This window comes from Streptomyces sp. NBC_00286 (genome assembly GCF_036173125.1).
In the GTDB taxonomy this organism is placed as follows: domain Bacteria; phylum Actinomycetota; class Actinomycetes; order Streptomycetales; family Streptomycetaceae; genus Streptomyces.
Map to the genome: position 1 here is coordinate 2,099,708 of NZ_CP108054.1, position 17,911 is coordinate 2,117,618.

The window sequence follows — 17,911 nt, forward strand, 5'->3', positions numbered from 1 at the left end:
ACATCGGATAAGGTAAGCCTTACCTGGCAGCCGAGCGTGATGGGTGATCCGTACATGGTCGTCACGGAGGCGTACGACCGCTTGACCGAGGCCTATCCCTACCTGGTGATTACAGAACTCGGCCCCGAGGAGGAGACCCCGCGGGGCGGCGGATGGTTCGCCGTCGACGAGCTCGCGGCGGGCGGACCCGACCTCGACGCGTTCCTCGCACGGGACGACGCACAGGTACTCAAGGACTACGGACAGCGGGCCCGCCCCGACGTCATCGCCAGCTTCGGCCTGCACCGGTACGCCTGGCCGGCCTGCCTCCTCTTCACGGTGCCGTGGTTCCTGCTGCGCCGCGTGCCCCGTATCCCCGCGGAGAACGTCTCCTACCAGCGCGAGCTCGGCCACATGACGGTACGGGTCGCCGAATTCGCCTGCCTGCCGGACGACCCGGCGGCCACGTTGCCCGGCGCCCGCGTCGTACCGGACGAGGAGACCCTGCGCGAGGAGGTACGGGCGGCCGTCGCCGAGCACCTGGAGCCGGTACTCGGCGGCTTCGGCCCCCGGATGCGCCGCCGCGGCCGCGCCCTGTGGGGCACGGTGACCGACGACCTGGTCGAGAGCCTCCACTACATCGGCCAGCAACTCGGCGAGGAGCAGCGGGTGATGGCCGAGCTGGAGCGACTGCTCCCGGGCACGACCCGCCCGTACGTCGGCACCCCCGCGTTCCGCCAACTGACCGGCCCCTGCGGCGAATCGCTGCCCACCCGCGACCGGGCCAGCTGCTGCTTCTTCTACACCATCGAGCCCGAGGACACCTGCGCCAACTGCCCGCGCAACAGCGATAAGCTCCGCATCGAGAAGCTGACCGCGCAAGCGGCCGGTTGAGCCCTGGGGCTGAAAACAGCCCCCGTCGACCCCCGCTGGTTACAGGCGATTCACAACTTCCTCACTTGCCGCAGGAACTATCCGTCGAACCACCGTTACGGGTAGTCTTATTCGTACTCAACTCCTGTCCCTCGACCGGCAGTTCGAGCAGAACGTCGCCCTGCGCATCCCCTTGCACTCCCTTGGCGGCCTCTTGCGCCGAAACCCCCTGAGGGCCGACGGGATTGGGCCACTATGGCGGGCGTTACGCCCTATCCCAATGCAAGGGACCCCAGATGAGACTGACCGACATATCGCTTAACTGGCTGCTTCCGGGCGCCGTACTGCTCCTGGGCATGCTGGCGGCGGTTGCGGTGCTCGCGCGCGGCAAGCGCGCCGGGGAGAAAGCAGCGGAAGCCGACGACTCTTGGGAGCGCAGCGAAGAGCGACGCAGGCGCAAGGAGGCCATCTACGGCACCGCCTCCTATGTGCTGCTGTTCTGCTGCGCCGCGGTCGCCGCAGCGCTCTCCTTCCATGGACTGGTCGGCTTCGGTGAGCAGAACCTGAATCTCTCCGGCGGCTGGCAGTACCTCGTTCCGTTCGGCCTGGACGGCGCCGCGATGTTCTGCTCGGTGCTCGCGGTACGCGAGGCCAGCCACGGCGACGCGGCCCTCGGCTCCCGGATACTCGTGTGGACGTTCGCGGCGGCCGCAGCCTGGTTCAACTGGGTGCACGCACCCCGGGGCGCCGGGCACGCGGGCGCTCCGCACTTCTTCGCCGGCATGTCGCTGTCGGCGGCGGTGCTGTTCGACCGGGCGCTGAAGCAGACCCGCCGGGCGGCGCTGCGCGAGCAGGGCCTGGTGCCCCGCCCGTTGCCGCAGATCCGTATCGTCCGCTGGCTGCGGGCTCCCCGTGAGACGTACGGCGCCTGGTCGCTGATGCTTCTCGAGGGTGTGCGCAGCCTGGACGAGGCGGTCGAGGAAGTGCGCGAGGACAAGCGGCAGAAGGAGCAGAACCGGCAGCGCCGGCGCGACCAGGAGCGCCTGGACCGGGCCCGTATCAAGGCGCTCACCCGCGGCCACCGCGGACTGATCGGCCGCGGCGGCAGGCAGGTCGAGGTGCAGGCGGTGCAGGCCCCCGCGGCCCCGGCTCAGGTGGCCGCGGAGCCTGCCATATCGACGCCGGAACCACTGCCCATGCGCGCCCCCCGTCCCTCCCTCGCGGCCGTTAAGAGCGGAAGCGGCGCCGAGCCGCTCACCGTCGACCTCACGGCCGAGGACGACACGATGGCTCTGCCGCGGCTCGACTCCTTGGAGCGCAAGCTCAAGGACCTGGAGCAGCAGTTCGGCTGAGGACAGATGCCGGTGCTGATCTGACGCTCCCTGAGGCTTCCCCCACCTCGTGGCCTTACTTTTCTACGGCGGCGTGGCCTGAACTAGGCCGCGCCGCCGTTCAGTTCGAACCACACCGACTTGCCCACGCCGTGCGCCCGTACGCCCCACTCGTCCGCGAGTGACTGCACGAGCACCAGTCCGCGTCCATGCGTGCCCTCGTCGGCGTTCGCCTGCCCGTTGGTCTGCCGCAGACTCGGCTTGCGGCCCAGGAAGTCCCTTACCTCCACCCGGAGTCCGCGCGGGCCGACCGTGGCCGTGAGCACCGCGTCGGTGTCGGTGTGGACGAGGGCGTTGGTGACGAGCTCACTGGTCAGCAGTTCCGCCGTCTCGGACCTGCCGGGCCGCCCCCAGTGCGAGAGCAACTCCCTTAGCGCTCTGCGCACTTCGGGCACCGCCCGCAGATCGGCCCGCCGCAGTCTGCGCCTGAGCTGCGGACCGCGCCGGCCCTTCACGCCGTTTCCCGAATCCTTCGCTGCCTTCACCGTCTTCGCCGAGAACGCCCCGACTACCACGGGACCGCCCCCTCGTACCTGCCTCTTCATGACCCCCGCCCGCACGCCGACGTCGCCCCCTCTTGCTCGAATTGCTCGAACATTTACAGGGGATGCATGCCCCGCCGGGCACGGGCCAGTCATGTCGAATGGTCAACTACCTGCGATACGGCCACGGGTTCCCCGTACGAGGGAGGACATTCCGGCAGAAGTCAGCCACAACCCGTCCGCTCCGCGCGCAGGCGTCACGCCTCCCAGACCGCCGCCGCCGTGCGGTCGTCGGCGTACCCCTTGACCCTCACCTGGACGTCGGCGAGGAAGGCCGCCATGCCGGGTGGCGCCGTGTCGGCCCAGCGGTCCGTCAGGTGGTGGGCGAGTTCGGGTTCGCCGCGCAGCGGTTCGGCCAGGCCGCCCGTACACAGGAGCAGTGTGTCGCCGGGGCGGGCGACGGAGGCGCGGAAACGGAAGGGCGGGCGGGGCGGTTGGGGGGCGGGTTCGTACGGGCTCGGGGGTGTCGCGATGCCGAGGTCCATGGTCAGCCGGTCGCCCTCGGGCGTCTCGGAGGGCGGCGAGCCGAAGCCGACCACGGCCTCACCGGTGGTCTCGGCGACCCGCGGCTCGATGTCCTGGAGTTCGCCGTCACGCAGCCGGAACAGGCCGCCCTCTCCGACTCCGAAGAAGACGCGCGTACGGCACTCGGGGTCGGCCGGAAGCAGCAGACAGCGCAGGCTCGCCGTGTACTCCTCCGGGTCGACGCCCTGTTCGGCGGCGGTGGCCCGGAGTTTGCCGAGGCTGCGGTCGGTGAGCCGGTGCAGCCCGGACTTGAGGTCGCCGCGCCGGGCCGCCCTGATGTCCTCGACGAGCCGCGCGTGACTGCGGCCCACGGCCCGCCCGATCCACTGGCAGGCCTCGGCGGCGGCCAGATGCGCACCGGGCGTGGCCCGCGCTCCGGTCGCCATGGCGACGAGTACCAGCGCCTGCTCCCCCGTCCCGAACCGCGCGGTCAGCAACGAGTCCCGCCGCGGCTCCCCCCGGTATCGCGCGGAGTCCCCGCGCACGGAAGCGGCCCGCAGCGTGCAGGCCCCGTAGTGGGCCCCGTCCAGCACGGTGTCGGCAACCAGGTCATCGAGATCGTCGGGGTCCGCGGGCGGCAGGGCGGTGGGTTCGGGGTCGTAGGTGGGCGGGCCGGAGCCTACGTAGCCGATGGTGGGCGGGGTGGAGGGTCGAGGGGCGTACGGGGTGTCCGAGGAGGGTGATGACGGGGCGTCGGGCGGGGGATCCGACGGGGTTTGCGGCGGGGTGTCCGCCGGGACGGCTGACGGAGCGCCTGAAGGGGCACGCGATGGGGCGCCTGACCGGGCGCCTGAAGGGGCGTCAATCAAGGTGGCGGGGCCGCCGGCCGACGGCTCGGCCCGCTCAGCCTCATATCCGTACGAGGCATCCACGGGCGTATCGGCCCGATCAGCCCCAGTCCCGTACGAGGCATCGGCAGGCGTATCGACCCGGTCGGCCGCATTCCCGTACGAGGCGCCCGCGGAGGCATCGGTCCGCTCGGCCCCATTGCCGTACGAGGCATCCGCGGGCGTATCAACCCGATCGACCCCAATCCCGTACGAGGCATCCGCAGGCGCATCGGCCCGCCCCGCCCCGGCGGAGGCGGAAGCGACCGGCGCCGCCCCCGGCGTCTCCGTGGACGTATCGCTGCTGGACGCCTCCGTGCGGAATCCCGGCGGTTTGGGACCCGGTGGAGTCCGCCGGGGGCTCGGCGGAAAGGAGGCCGGCTCCGTCGGTTCGGGGGGCGGTGCCTCCCAGGGCGCCCGCTGTCGCTGAAGCCCGCTGCGCCGCAAGGCGTCGGCGCCCGGCGGCGTCGAGGGCTCCGCCACCGAAGGCTGCGGCATCGAGGAGGGCGGCCCGGAGGCCGACGGTTTCGCGGGGGTGCCCCCGCCGGGCGGACCCTGTGGCGGAACAACTCCGACCGTTCCCGCCGCCGAGGCGAACCGGTCGTCGAGGGAGTCGGCCGCGGCCGCCGGCCCCGTGTCCTCGGTGGAGTCGTCGTACAACTGCCGCCACCAGTCGTCCTCATGACCGGTCGGCGTCTCCCCCTGCTGGCTCATGCCCCTAATTGTCCACCGGACGGGCCGGTTGAAAACGGCGCATCCGGAAAAACCGGCAAGTGCCTCCGATGCCGAACGGCGGCTGGTCCTCGGTGACGTAACGGTGCCAGGGTGACGTAACCGTGGCAGAGAGGCGGGTGGTACGGGAATGATGTGCCGCGGCACGTTTGCGCCGTGGCACTTTTCCGCCACGGCCGGTCAACGAGGGAGGGGGCGTCGCCGAATGCTGGGAGCGATCGGTCTGGACGAGACGCATGAGTCGGCGTACCGGGCGCTGGTGTCCGTGGGCGCCGCCGACGTGCCGGACCTCGCGCGGCGGCTGACGCTCGGCGAGTACGACACGGAGCGGGCGCTGCGTCGGCTGGAGCGGCACGGCCTGGCGGCCAAGTCCTCGGCCCGGCCGGGGCGTTGGGTCGCGGCGCCGCCCGGGGTCGCCCTCGGCGCACTGCTCACCCAGCGACGTCAGGAGTTGGAGAAGGCGGAGCTGGCGGCGGCGCGGCTGGCCGAGGAGTACCGCGCACAGGCCGCCGAGCCCGCCGGACACGACCTGGTCGAGGTGGTGACGGGCGCGGCGGCCGTCTCGCAGCGGCTGCTGCAACTCCGGCTCGCTGCGCGCGAAGAGGTGTGCGCGCTGGTCACCGCCGACGCGTACGCGGTCACCGGTTCCGAGGACGACGCGAAGGAGAAGCCCGCCGGCCGCCGGATGGTCGTCGAACGCGCCGTGCTGCACCGCCCCACCGGCATAGCCGAACTGTCCGAGGCGCTCGGCCGCGACGAACAGATACGGGTCGTGGACAAGGTCCCGACCCACCTCGTGATTGCCGACCGCACGCTCGCCATGGTGCCGCTGACCCCGGGGGCCCTAGAACCCGCCGCGCTCGTGGTGCACGCGACCGGACTGCTCGCCTCGCTCTCGGCGCTGTTCGAGTCGGTATGGCGAGACGCGCTCCCACTGCGCCTCGGCGCGACCGGCACAGCTACTGAAGAGGAGCCGGACGGCCCCGACACCGCCGATCTGGAGATCCTCTCCCTGCTCCTCGCCGGCCTGACCGACGCGAGCGTGGCCAAGCAACTCGACCTGGGCCTGCGGACCGTACAGCGCAGGGTGAAACGCCTCATGGAACTGACGGGCGTGACAACGCGGCTCCAGCTGGGGTGGCAGGCGTACGAGCGGGGTTGGGTGGTCCGGGAGCGCTAGCGCTCCGCTAGGAGGGCCGTTCGGCTCTGCGGGTCTGTTGTGGCTGGTCGCTCCCCCACTTTCGACTCCTCCCCCACTCTCGGCTTCGCTCGAGCGGGAGGGACCCCATCGCGGCGGAGCCGCATATGTCACGGCCCCGCGCCCCTTTGGGGCGCGGTCGAACCGCGCCGGTCGGCGTGCGCCCCCAACACATCGGATCTCTCCCGACTTATTGACTGGCTCTCGCGTCAACTCTAACTTGCGTTCGGGGATAGCTCCGATGAATCCAGCGGAGCTATATCGCATCCCTGTGTCATGCGAGCCGCCAGGAGGCGTCATGCCCAGCCCGTCCAGCCCTCGGTCCAGCCGCCCCTCCAGACGTACCGTGCTCGCCACCGGCTCCGCACTCGGCGGGACGCTGCTCGCAGGCGGCCTGCCCGCACCGGCCACGGCGGCGTCCGGCACAGCGACCTCCACAACGGCCTCCGGAGCTGCCCCGCACCCCGCTTCCGACCCCTGGCGTACCGTCCTCGACGACGCCGACCTGGTCTGGCAGCGGATGCCGAAGACCTGGTACGAGGGCCCGTTCCTGGGCAACGGCTTCCTGGGTTCCGGCATCTACGCCGAACCGGGCAGGGAAACCGAGGCCGTCCGCTTCAACGTGCAGCACTCCGAAGTCCAGGACCACCGCCCGGAGTTCGGCTCCCTCTTCGGGCTGGCCCGGCTGCCGATCGGCCACTTCACCCTGGAACCGGTCGGCACGATCACCGGCCTGAACTGGCGCCTCGGCCTGCGCGACGCCGAACTGACCGGCACGCTCACCACCGACAAGGGCAAGCTCACGATCCGTGCCCTGGTGCACAACTCCCGCTCCGTACTGGCCATCGAGGTCACGCCGAGCGACGGCGAGCGCGACTTCAGGTGGGTCTTCCACCCGGCGAAGGCGGTCAGCCCGCGCGCCGATTTCCGTCCGCTCCCGGAGGGATACGCGGCCAACCCGCCCGCCGAGACCGGGGAACACGACGGCGTCTCCACCGCCGTACAACCCCTACTCTCTGGCGGACAACATGTCACCGCGTGGCGGGAGCGCACCCGGGGCCGTACGCGAACGCTGTACGCGCATGTCGGGCACTCGTACCCCAAGTCGACGGCGCTCGGGCGGGCACTGGCCGCCGTCCGCGGCGCCGCGCTCCTCTCGTACGACCTCCTGGCGGTGACGCATCGCGCCTGGTGGCGGGCCTTCTACCGCAAGAGTTTCCTCTCGCTGCCCGACGCGCGCATCCAGCGCTTCTACTGGATCCAGCTCTACAAGACGGCGTCCGCGGCCCGCCGAGACGCCCCCGTGATGGCGACCTGCGGCCCCTGGGTCGAGTCCACGCCGTGGCCGGCAACCTGGTGGAACCTGAACGTGCAGCTGGAGTACTGGCTGATCCACGGTTCCAACCATCTCGAGCTCGACGCGGTGACAAGGGCGTTGAGCGAGTTCCGCGACAACCTCACCGCCGAGATGGCACCCGCGTACCGGGCCGACTCCCTCGGCATCCCGCGCACCACCGACGCCTCGTTGGTCAACGGCGGCGCGACAGGCCCCGTACTCGGCTATGGCGTCGGCATCCCGGGCCAGGACCCGCCGACCCCCGAGGTAGGCAACCTCACCTGGGCCCTCCACAACGTCTGGCTCAGCTACCGCCACACCATGGACGAGTCGATCCTCCGCGACGTCCTTTTCCCCCTCCTCCGCAAGGCGATCAACTACTACCTGCACTTCCTGGAGCCGGGCGCGGACGGCAAGCTCCACCTGCCGGCCACCTTCTCCCCCGAGTACGGCGGCAACTCCAAGGACTGCAACTACGACCTGATGCTGTTGACATGGGGCTGTCGTACGCTCCTGGAGTCGACCGAACTCCTCGGCATCGACGACGAGTTGGCACCGCGCTGGCGCGAGGTGCTGGCCCGGCGGGTGGCGTACCCGACCGACGAGAACGGCTTCATGATCGGCGCGGACATCCCCTTCGCGAAGTCGCACCGCCACTACTCGCATCTGCTGGCGGTGTACCCCCTGTACGAACTGACGGGCAGTACGCCGACTGAAAAGGCCCTGATCGAGAAGTCCTTGGCCCACTGGGTCGGCTTCGAGGGCGCCCTCCAGGGCTACACATTCACAGGCGCGGCCTCGATCTCGGCCCTGCTGGGCAAAGGCGAGGACGCGCTCACCTACCTCGGCCAGCTGATGTCCCGCTTCATCCAGCCCAACACCATGTACAAGGAAACCGGCCCGGTCATCGAAACCCCCCTGTCGGCGGCCCAGTCCCTGCACGACATGGTCTGCCAGTCGTGGGGCGGCATCGTCCGCGTCTTCCCCGCCCTCCCCGCGGCCTGGTCGGACCTGACGGTCCACAACTTCCGCACGCAGGGGGCGTTTCTGCTCAGCGCGGTGCGGGAGGGAGGGGCGACGCGCTGGGTGCGGCTGGCGAGCGAGGCGGGCGCGCCGTGCGTCGTACGTCACGGCATCGCGGGCGCCGTCGACGTACGGGACGCCCGCGGACGCCCCCTGCGATACGACTCCGTCGACGACGGCACGATCCAAATCCCCCTACGTAAGGGCGAGTCGGCACTGATCACCGCCAAGGGCGACCGCCCGGACCTACAAATCGCTCCGGTCGAGCCGAACGAGGCGGCCCCGCGATGGGGGCTACCGGCCTGATCGCCGGCTGCGGGTACGTTGTGGCTGGTCGCGCCCACGCGGCGGAGCCGCAAATTGACACAGCCCCGCGCCCCTAAAAACCTGCGACTGCCCGCACCCCGACGAGCAAGGGGCCCCGAAAAGCCCGGACCCCCAACTACCCGCATCCTCCCTCCGGCGGGAGGGGACGTGGGCCGGTGCGTCCTATGCCCGTCGCTTAGCTCCGGTCTGGGCACACCAGAACCCTGTACCAGCAAGGGGCCGTACGCCCTGTTGGCGACGGGCTGACGCACCGGACCACGGCCCCGCACCCACCAACCACCTCAGGGGCGCGGGGAACTGCGCGACCAGCCACACACAACCCGCAGCCGCGACACGCAGCGTCACCCACCACCCCCTGGCGGGGGCCTGGGGCGCAGCCCCCAGCTTCGGGAAGGGGCGGGGCTGGGGAAAGAAACCCCGCCCCACCCACCCGCACGAAACCCGCCAACGCTCAGCGCCAACGCCCCCGCTTGGCGTCCATCGCGGCCCGCCCCAAAGCCCCCCGCCGCTTCCACTCCTTCCGAAGCTCCGCCCGAGCCCGCGCATCCGTCTTGGCAACGATCCGCTGATTCTCACGCAACAGCTTCCGATAGCTGTCGAGACGACGCTCCGGCAGCACACCCGACTCCACGGCCTCCAACACCGCACACCCCGGCTCAGCCACATGCGCACAGTCCTGGAAACGACACTCCGCGGCAAGCTCCTCGATCTCCGAGAACACCTGCCCGACCCCACCCTCGGCATCGAAGAGCCCAACTCCCCGCAGCCCAGGCGTATCGATGAGCACACCGCCACCCGGCAGCACGAGAAGGTTGCGGGTCGTGGTCGTATGCCGCCCCTTCCCATCCACGTCACGCGTGGCGTGCACCGACATCACCTCTTCGCCGAGGAGGGCGTTGGCGAGGGTCGACTTACCGGCACCCGACTGCCCGAGCAGCACGGACGTACCGCCGGAGACCACCGCGGCGAGGACATCGAGACCGTCCCCCACGGTGGAACTGACCGGCAGCACCGCCACACCCGGCGCGGTGGTCTCCACGTCCTGCACCAAATGCGAGAGCGTCGCACCGTCAGGCACGAGATCCGCCTTGGTCAGCACGACCAGCGGCTGCGCCCCCGACTCCCAGGCAAGCGCCAGAAACCGCTCGATCCGCCCGAGATCGAGCTCCACCGCCAACGACACCGCGACCACCGCGTAGTCGACGTTGGCGGCAAGGATCTGCCCTTCCGACCGCTTCGAGGACGTCGAGCGCACGAAGGCGGTACGCCGCGGCAGATACGCCTGTACGTAACGGGGATCCCCGCCGGCGTCGACGGCGGCCCAGTCGCCGGTGCAGATGACCCGCAGCGGATCGTTCGGCGTGACGAACTCGGTGTCGACCCGCACCAGCCCGTCGGCAGTGACCACATCGCACTGCCCACGATCAACCCGGACGACCCGCCCGGGCACCAGCCCCCGCTCGAGATACGGGGCGAATTCCGCAGCCCACGCGTCGTCCCAGCCATAGGACGCGAGCGGATGCGGAGAAAGAGAACCAGCAGACAAAGACAAGGGGTTGCCCCTTCGAAGGGTGGCCCCGGGAAGATGTCAGCCGGTGGCCACAGAGGTGGACTTGATGAACTTCCGGATGCGGGCAGCGCCCATCACAGAGACAGCCATCGGTCACACCTCCCAACCAACCCAAGTCACCAGCGGCGCCCTCAGGCCACCGCTCGAACAGCCCCGACACTAGAGACACCTGAGCCACGACGCCATCGAATTTCGGCAACCCATGAACGCCGGCCATTGCGCGACGGGATAGCGTCACGCCAGTCCGTAGAGCGCCTCCAGGTCGACCAGTTGGACATCAGGGTCAGCCTGCGCAGCCGCGTAGGCCTTCTCGTTGAAGCCCGCGCCGCTGAGGCACATGAGTCGGGTGCCGGTGGTGTCGTAACGTCCGGCCTGGGCGATGAGGTCGCGGATGTGCCGGAGGCGCTCAATGTGGGCGATGCCCATGGTGTCGTTCCACTTGGCCTCGCCGATCGCAAGGAGCGGTGGCCTGGAGCCGTCGGCGATACCGATGACCGCCACATCCACTTCGTGTCCGACACGGGCCTTGGGATCGTGCACCACGCCGTGTCCGACGCGGGCGGGCAGGCCGCCGAACAGTTCCGGGTCGGCGTGGTGCAGTGCCCATTCGCGGCAGACCTGTTCGAAATGGGGACCGAGGACGTTGCTGATGAAGCGGCGACGGCTGGCCTGCCAGACGCGGGCCGCGCTGCCGGGGCGTTCCAGCTGGTCCCAGACCGGCCGCATGATGGCGTGATAGAAGCCGATCAGTGGTTCGGCGATGCGGTAGGTGGGGCGGTTCTCGCGGAAGGCGTCGGCATCCCGGTGCAACAGGCCGGCATCTTCAAGGACGTTGATGGGGTGAGCGATGTCGGTGGCCTTGCGCTCCAGGTACCCGGCCATGCCCCCGCGGGTGGCGTTGCCGTCGGCGACCGCCGCCAGCACGGACAGGTACAGGGCGGTGTCCCGCAGGTCGGGCTCTTCCGCGAGCAGATAGCGGGCCTCGCGGAACAAGGGGGTCTCCGGGTTGAGGACAGTGCGGACGACCCAGTCGTCGAAGTCGTCGGCTCCGTCCGGGGTGTCGCCACGGGCGAATTCCCGTCGATACGCAGGTGTACCGCCCACGATGGCGTTGACCTGCAGAGCAAGGCGCGGGTCTGTGATGTTCCAGAATTCGGCGGCCAGGCGGTGGTCGAGAGGGCGGACGACCAACTCCAGCCCTGCCCGGCCTCGTAGGGGAGCATTGCCGGACAGCAGCCTGCCCATGAACGACAGCGCCGAGCCACACAGCAGCAGCCGGGTACGGGACCCGCTGCGCTCGTCGCGCAGGGTCCGCAGCGCCTCCTGGATGATCGAGGGGAGCTCCGGATTCGCCTTGACGAGGTACGGGAACTCGTCGATCACGACGGGCACGGGCCGCTCCGTGCCCAGCGCGAGGAGCGCGTCGACGGCCTCGGCCCAGTCGGAGAAGTGGTACGGACTGGCAGGGCGCACATGCGCGGTGAGCGCGGCACTGATCCTCCGCAAGGACTCGGCATCGGTGGCTTCGGTTGCGCCGAAGTAGAACCCGCCCACGGCACGGCAGGCCGCGTCGAGCAGGAAGGTCTTGCCCTGTCGGCGCCGCCCGGAGACCACCCCGAGCGTCGCGCCCGGCTGGTCATCCTCGATGAAACGCGTCAGCGCCGACCATTCGTAGTCGCGGTCGAACATCTCGACGGGCTTGTCCATGCCTCTCCGACCCACACCTCTCCGACGGACAGCAGAATATAGAACTACACCTCTATAAACTGTACCCCTATGTCAGGCCCAGCCGCGCAGCGTGGCCCTGAAGCTCCGTCCGTACGCGTGGTGGGTGTCGAAGTCCAGCCGCGTTCCGCCGTGGGTCGCGCGTACGCGTACCCCGTCGTCCGACGTGACCTCTCGCAGGGGCGGGCCAGGGAGCAGGACAGTGACCGTGTCGCGGTGCATGGTCGGGTCGGACACGGCGACGGTGGTCAGGCCTCGGCGTTCGCGTCGCACGATCACCGAGGCGGGGCCGTCGATGCGCATACGCATCCCTACTGCCTCATGACGGCCGGGTGTGAAGGTGTTGGCGGCCGTCAGGCCGAGGCCGGTATGGGTGACGGCCTGCAGGCGTGACGTGTTCGCCAGGACCTTCAGGGGCCCGTCGTGCAGGTACGAACGCAGGCCCGTCTCCGCCGCGTTCGGCACCAACACGTAGGCCAGGCGGGCCGGTTCAGCTCCTGGAGCCTGCTCGACCGTCACACCGAGCACGGTGCGGGTCACGGCGGTGTCCGGGTTCGAGGTGCGGACCACCCGGCGGCTGCGGGTAACCCTGTCCAGCGCGACCCGCACCGGCGGGGTGTCCAGGAAGACATAGCCGACGGCGGTCCGCTGTGTGGCGTTGGCGTAGCGCAGCCAGTGCAGGTCGCCGAGGCCCGGGCCGGTCCAGGGGCGGCCGTCAGGGCGCATTCCGGTGACGGAGAGCTGATCGTCAGGTGCGGCGGTGCGGGCGTCGATCGTCGTGGTCACGGCCCGCCCGGCGCTGTCGCCGACCCCCGCCGCGAGCACCACGATCTCCTCGTCGAGCAGGAACCACGACTTGGTCGCCGTCGCGTTGCGGTAGGCAACGAAGTCGTCCGGCAGCAGCCCCGCTTCCTTGTCGCGGTGGGCGAGGTCGTCGGACTGCACCATCCCGGCGGCGCCGTACGCCCCGAGGACGGCGCCGCCGGAGTACCGGTTGGTGCCGCGCGGGAAGTACACGTACTTGTTCTGCGACTCGGACGACGAAGTGAAGTTGAGCGGGTGGCCGGGGTTGTCGTAGTACGGCTTCCCGTACAGCTCGGGGATCGTCTGCCGCCGCTCGACCGGCGCGGTGACTCCCGCGAGGCCGTACGGCGAGACCGTGGTGAAGTAGTCGACGCCGTACGCCTGGGTCTGGTCCTGACCGGAGAGGTAGAGGTAGTACGCGCCGTCGCCCTGGAACCAGGGCATGAGGTTCTCGCCGTTCATGTACTCGTACTTGCTGATCCGGTCGGAACTGCGGGCGAGAGCGAAGGCGTACCCCGGTCTGCGGTGCACGGTCCGGTCCATGGCGTTGAAGGCGACGCTGCGCGAGGCGGGGCTGAGGTCCGCGGGCGGGACGGTGGTGTCGCCGATGATGTCGGCGTAGCGCACGATGCTGACCGGGGAGACGAAGGCGGCCGGGTCGAGGGCGGTGCGCGAGGTCGACCGGATGTACTTGACGTAGCTCTTCAGGGCGGTGGCCTCGGCGCCGGTCGCGAGTGAGGCGAGGTCGACGACGGCCTCTACGACCACCGCGACATCGGTGTAGCCGGTGTCCGTCCGCGAGACCGCCCTCCCCTTGACGATCTCCATCATCCAGCCCTCGAAGATCAGCGGTGCGAAGCCGTTCTTCACCCAGCCGTGCACGGTCGGCACCAGTTCCTCGCCGTGCGCGAAACCCGTACCGTCGAGGATCTTGAGGGCCTGGACGACACGGGTCAGCAGGGCCTTGCCGTACGAGCCGGTGTAGGCGACGGAGGAGTGCTGGATGAAGGACCCGTCGGCGTAATGGCCGTCCGTGACACCGTGGTTGAGGTGGTACGGGTCGATGGTGACGAAGACCGTGAGCTGGTCGGTGAGGGCCTTGCGGATGCGCCCGTCGTCGCCGAGGAGCGCGCCCTGCAGGATCCGGTTGGTGGTGATGTCGGCGAGGTTGGCGCCGGTGTGGAAGCGCGAGTCGAGGTTCACGTCTCCGTCGACGCCGTTGCGGAGGTAGGCGTCCATCGAGGTGACGTAGGTGCGGATGAGGTCGGGGCGGTACGCCTTCACCTCGTCGGAGAGTAACGCCAGGGTCTTGCTGATGTGCTGGGAGAGGCCGATCTCCCAGTGGTGCCAGTTGCCGTAGTAGCCCTTGGACTGGTCGCCGTAGTAGCGCTCGTGCAGCCGGCCGAGGCCGTCGATCACCCGGTGCTGCACGGCGGTGTTCCCGTACAGGTCGGAGGCTGGGGCGCCCGGTGTGCGGGTGGCGAGGGCGATCTCGTACAGCCGCCGGAACGCGGTGTTGAGGTTCGCCTCGTCGGTGCCGAGCACCAGACCGGCGAACAGTTCGCCCGCGCCCGCCGCCTCCATCGACGCCAGATTCGTCCGCGCGGCCGTGTCGATGGCGGCGAGCTTGGCGGCCGTCTCCCGCCGGGCGTTGGACTCGGCGGTCCCGGCGAACACCGCCACCGTGTTGGCCAGGAGACGTGCACTGCCCACGGCCACCTCCGCCGCGCTCGCCGGCTCCGAGGGGATCACGGCCACCAGACCGGCGGCTGAGAGGGCGGACAACAGCCGTCTTCGGGTGATCTCCATGGCGTCCTCCGCCACTGCGTCGGCGTCCTGACGTGGCGGAGTCAAGCAGACGCCCTACTCAGCGACAAGGACCTCCGCCGGCTGAGCCGCTTGCGAGCACGGCCAATCCGGGGTCGCTCCGGAGCGAGCCCTTCAGCTCGCGTCCGTACAGCTGTGCCCGTTCAGCGTGACGTCGTACGGCGCCGAGTTCTCGCCCTCCCACGACGCGAGGAAACCGACCGTGAGCTTGCCGCCGGCGGGTACGTGCTTGTTGTAGTCGGCGGCGGTGGCGGTCACCCGGGAGCCGTCCTGGTCGGCCTTGCCGTCCCACATCTGGGTGATGCGCTGGCCGTCACGGAACTTCCAGCCGACGCGCCAGTCGTCGAGGGCCTTGGTGGTGGTGACGATGACGTTGGCCTGGAAGCCGTCCGGCCACTGGTTGACCAGGTCGTAACCGGCCTTGCAGTACGCGGACTTGGTGGGCTCGGGGTCGGTTTCGTGGGAGTCCGTCGCCTCGCCCTGGGGCTTCTGGCCAGGCTGTTTGTCGCCGCCCTCGTCGTTCTCGTCGTTCTGGTCATCCTTGTCGCCGTCGGAGCCCGCCCCCGGATCCGAGGGGTCGGAGTCCGAGGGCTCCGGCGCTGGGGAGGCGGTGGCGGGCGGCAGGGCGTTCGGCGGGGGCACCTGGTCACCCACCGGCTCCCGGTCCGAGGCCGACTCGTCCTGTGCGACGGGGTCGCTGTCGGAGTCGGAGTTGAAGGCGCCCAGCGAGACCACGAGCGCGAGCAGGGACACGATGACGGCCGCGACCAGCAGCCCGGCGCGCCCGATCCGGGCCTTGCCCTCCTCGGCATCCGGCGGCGGCGCCACCTCATCCGGGTCGGTGCTCGACCGGCTGAGCCCCGACTCCACGGCTCTGCGCCGCCGTTCCAGATACGCGAGTCCGCCCCAGCCGAGCACGCCGCCCGCGAGCGCCGCGGGCACCCCGCCGCCGGTCGGCCGCAGACAGGCGGCGGCCTCCGCGCACCGCACGCATCGCGCTAGGTGACGGGAAAGGTCCTCGGGGGTGTCGGCACCGGGTGAGCGGGTGACCGCGTCGAGGAGCCGGGCGTAACGGCGGCACTCCGCGTCGAGCGGGGTGTCGAGATGGTTGCGGTGGCAGCGGTCGCGGAACACGCGGCGCACCTGCTCGAGTTCCTCGGCAGCGCCCTCCGGATCGAGACCGAGCCGGCCGGCCACGGCGGGCAGCGGTATCGCCTCGACCTCGGCCAGCCACAGCAGCGCCGCGTCCGCTTCCTGCATGTCCCTGAGCGCGCGCAACGCGAGCGGCCGTTGCAACGGCGGCCCCGAATAGCGCTCCGACTTCTCGGAGTTGAGCCACAGCCGCAGTTCCGGATCGAGGCGGTCGCCCTGGCCTCGCGACTCCCAGCGGGCAGCCGTTTTGCGTACGGAGGTCAGTAACAGCGGTATTCGCGGCAGCCGGGGCGTCCGCGACCGGCGCCCGAAGCTCTTGCCGCCGCTGTCCTCGGAGGCGCGCACCTCACGTATGCCATGGGAGAACGCCTCGGAGGCCAGCTGTCGGGCACCGGAGGAACCGGCGGTGCACAGATCGGCGTACGACAGCACCGCGTCCCAGCACTCCGAGAACAGGGTGGCCTCGGCCGCGTCTTCAGGGGTCGGCAGGTCAGGCATGGGCGGGGACTTCACCTGCATCCGAAAAAGAGGGGAGTCAACTCACCAGGGCAATACGGCAGTTGAGCGGGGACAACTCAAGGGGGGTCAGAGTTTTTCACGCGACCCGCACAACTGACAAGCGTCACATGCATATGCACTGACCACTGCTGCCTCAGCAGCTCACACCAACCCCGTCCCCACCAGCGCAAACTCCCGTTCCCCGCCCCGCACCGGGCCGCCCACCCTCAGACCGCCGACGCCTCCTCGTTGGCCGGCAAGCTGTCCATGAACGAGCTCACCGAGAAGACCGCGTTACCCGGTCCGGGTGGGCCGTATCCGGGCGGCGAGGACAGCCCGAAGTCGTCCATGGTCGAGCGGTACGCCTCGAGCAGCCGGATGTGGTACTCCAGTGGCGCACCCTGCGGATTGGCCTTGCCCAGCGGTGTCGTCACCTCGGGGCACCAGGTGGTGAACCGGGGCGTGATGCCGTGCGACATGAAGAAGCGCAGGCCCTCGGTCGTCGACGCGATCGCCTCGTCCACGGTCGTGAAGCCGAAGGGCTCGGCCATCTCCACGCCGGCCACGAAGTTGGGGATGACGTTGCGCGCGCCGAAGACCTCCGCCGAGTCGAGGATGCGCTTGTGCCACTCGTCGCGGCCGACGTAGCGCTCCTTGCCCGGGCAGTACATCTTGAACAGGTACTCGTCCCACACCTCGTAGTTGGGGTGGTAGATCTGCACGCCGTAGTCCTTGAAGCGCTGCACGTCGTCGCGCGGCAGCGCCTGGGCCACCACCTTGCCGATCCACCGCCCGGGGAAACGTTCCTCGATGGCTTTGGCGTAGTGCCCGTAGAAGTCGGCCTCGTCCCGTCCGGCGACCGTCTTGGTGATCGCGCCTCCGGTGAGGGTGTAGGCGGTGGACGCCTTGGCGGTGTCGTACCGGTCGATGATCTCGAGGGCCTCGAGGACCTCCTCGACGTCCTTCACACCGGTGTACGGGCGCCCCGCCGCCTTGTGCTGGCGCCAGTTGTGGTTGATGTCGCAGTACTGGCACTCCTCCTTGGCGCCGAAGTACTGGCAGACCCGGAAGACGGTGAGGTAGATGAGGTAGCCCCACTGGATCGTCGGGGCCACCTCCATCACGGACTTCCCGCTCGCGAGCGTGTGCCGGTAGTACTCGGGCATCGGCGGCACCCCGACGTCCGAGATCCGCTTCCCGTCGAGGTAGAGCCCGAGCACACCGTCCTCGCCCGCGGCCACCCGGTAGGGCGAGGACGGATTGACGCGTACGGAGACGACGGTGCGCCGCAGGTCGTACGGGCCGCCGGTGAGGATGATCTCCTCGGGCGGACGCCGGAGCGCGGCCTCGCCAAGCTCCGGCAAGGTGCCGTGGTCGAAGGAGAAGATGAAGTACGACTTCGGCTTGACCTCGCCGTCCTCGTTGTCACTGAGGGCCGACGCGTCGAAAGCGACCCCACCCCTGAGCAGGTCCTCCTTGAAGACGGCCTCCCGCGGTACGTGCGGGAACCGTTCCATCAGATCCTCGACCAGCGCGGTGCGGCTGCCCATCCCGTAACTCCTCGCTCCCGGCGGCGGTTGTG

Annotated in this window: 11 protein-coding genes; 4 read left to right on the forward strand and 7 right to left on the reverse strand. The window is 69.9% G+C overall.

Annotated elements, in window-relative coordinates; genetic code table 11:
- The first annotated feature begins 39 nt into the window (after nucleotides 1-39).
- Both OHT21_RS09545 and OHT21_RS09550 read left to right on the forward strand, forming a co-directional pair.
- A complete protein-coding gene (locus OHT21_RS09545; RefSeq protein ID WP_328767822.1) occupies nucleotides 40-873 on the forward strand; it encodes a (2Fe-2S)-binding protein in 834 nt (277 codons plus the stop codon).
- Nucleotides 874-1,148: 275 nt separating this feature from the next.
- A complete protein-coding gene (locus OHT21_RS09550) occupies nucleotides 1,149-2,204 on the forward strand; it encodes a DUF2637 domain-containing protein (protein ID WP_328767824.1) in 1,056 nt (351 codons plus the stop codon).
- 83 nt (nucleotides 2,205-2,287) lie between these two features.
- On the opposite strand, the gene OHT21_RS09555 is transcribed toward OHT21_RS09550, so the two are convergent.
- Entirely contained in the window at nucleotides 2,288-2,758 is a 471-nt protein-coding gene (locus tag OHT21_RS09555; RefSeq protein ID WP_443050334.1) for an ATP-binding protein, read from the reverse strand.
- Between the two features lie 224 nt (nucleotides 2,759-2,982).
- Entirely contained in the window at nucleotides 2,983-4,851 is a 1,869-nt protein-coding gene (locus tag OHT21_RS09560; RefSeq protein ID WP_328767826.1) for a protein phosphatase 2C domain-containing protein, read from the reverse strand.
- Between the two features lie 223 nt (nucleotides 4,852-5,074).
- Here OHT21_RS09560 and OHT21_RS09565 point away from each other — a divergent pair, with 223 nt between their 5' ends.
- Both OHT21_RS09565 and OHT21_RS09570 read left to right on the forward strand, forming a co-directional pair.
- Nucleotides 5,075-6,049: a helix-turn-helix domain-containing protein gene (locus OHT21_RS09565; protein ID WP_328767827.1), complete on the forward strand. Its 975-nt coding sequence runs from the start codon at nucleotides 5,075-5,077 to the stop codon at nucleotides 6,047-6,049.
- A gap of 316 nt (nucleotides 6,050-6,365) precedes the next feature.
- A complete protein-coding gene (locus OHT21_RS09570) occupies nucleotides 6,366-8,732 on the forward strand; it encodes a glycosyl hydrolase family 95 catalytic domain-containing protein (RefSeq protein ID WP_328767828.1) in 2,367 nt (788 codons plus the stop codon).
- A gap of 472 nt (nucleotides 8,733-9,204) precedes the next feature.
- Here the strand turns inward: OHT21_RS09570 and rsgA are convergent, their stop codons facing one another.
- From rsgA to OHT21_RS09595, 5 genes are all read right to left on the reverse strand, one after another.
- Nucleotides 9,205-10,305 carry a ribosome small subunit-dependent GTPase A gene (gene rsgA, locus OHT21_RS09575; protein ID WP_443050335.1) on the reverse strand — a complete coding sequence of 367 codons (1,101 nt, stop codon included), beginning with the start codon at nucleotides 10,303-10,305 and terminating at the stop codon, nucleotides 9,205-9,207.
- A 252-nt stretch (nucleotides 10,306-10,557) separates the two neighbouring features.
- The gene (locus OHT21_RS09580) at nucleotides 10,558-12,030 is read right to left on the reverse strand and encodes an AAA family ATPase (RefSeq protein WP_328767829.1); all 1,473 of its coding nucleotides are present in this window, start codon (nucleotides 12,028-12,030) and stop codon (nucleotides 10,558-10,560) included.
- Between the two features lie 72 nt (nucleotides 12,031-12,102).
- On the reverse strand, nucleotides 12,103-14,661 hold the full coding sequence (locus OHT21_RS09585; protein ID WP_328774024.1) for a polysaccharide lyase family 8 super-sandwich domain-containing protein: 2,559 nt from the start codon (nucleotides 14,659-14,661) through the stop codon (nucleotides 12,103-12,105).
- A gap of 132 nt (nucleotides 14,662-14,793) precedes the next feature.
- Nucleotides 14,794-16,329 (reverse strand): cellulose binding domain-containing protein, encoded by a 1,536-nt coding sequence (locus OHT21_RS09590; protein ID WP_328767830.1) that lies wholly within the window; start codon nucleotides 16,327-16,329, stop codon nucleotides 14,794-14,796.
- A 227-nt stretch (nucleotides 16,330-16,556) separates the two neighbouring features.
- Nucleotides 16,557-17,879: a radical SAM protein gene (locus tag OHT21_RS09595; RefSeq protein ID WP_328767831.1), complete on the reverse strand. Its 1,323-nt coding sequence runs from the start codon at nucleotides 17,877-17,879 to the stop codon at nucleotides 16,557-16,559.
- Nucleotides 17,880-17,911 lie beyond the last annotated feature (32 nt).

Coding starts and splice junctions, on each gene's coding strand:
- OHT21_RS09545 (WP_328767822.1), top strand. CDS start 40: ATGGGTGATCCGTACATGGTCGTCACGGAGGCGTACGACCGCTTGACC.
- OHT21_RS09550 (WP_328767824.1), top strand. CDS start 1,149: ATGAGACTGACCGACATATCGCTTAACTGGCTGCTTCCGGGCGCCGTA.
- OHT21_RS09560 (WP_328767826.1), bottom strand. CDS start 4,851: ATGAGCCAGCAGGGGGAGACGCCGACCGGTCATGAGGACGACTGGTGG.
- OHT21_RS09565 (WP_328767827.1), top strand. CDS start 5,075: ATGCTGGGAGCGATCGGTCTGGACGAGACGCATGAGTCGGCGTACCGG.
- OHT21_RS09570 (WP_328767828.1), top strand. CDS start 6,366: ATGCCCAGCCCGTCCAGCCCTCGGTCCAGCCGCCCCTCCAGACGTACC.
- OHT21_RS09580 (WP_328767829.1), bottom strand. CDS start 12,030: ATGGACAAGCCCGTCGAGATGTTCGACCGCGACTACGAATGGTCGGCG.
- OHT21_RS09585 (WP_328774024.1), bottom strand. CDS start 14,661: ATGGAGATCACCCGAAGACGGCTGTTGTCCGCCCTCTCAGCCGCCGGT.
- OHT21_RS09590 (WP_328767830.1), bottom strand. CDS start 16,329: ATGCCTGACCTGCCGACCCCTGAAGACGCGGCCGAGGCCACCCTGTTC.
- OHT21_RS09595 (WP_328767831.1), bottom strand. CDS start 17,879: ATGGGCAGCCGCACCGCGCTGGTCGAGGATCTGATGGAACGGTTCCCG.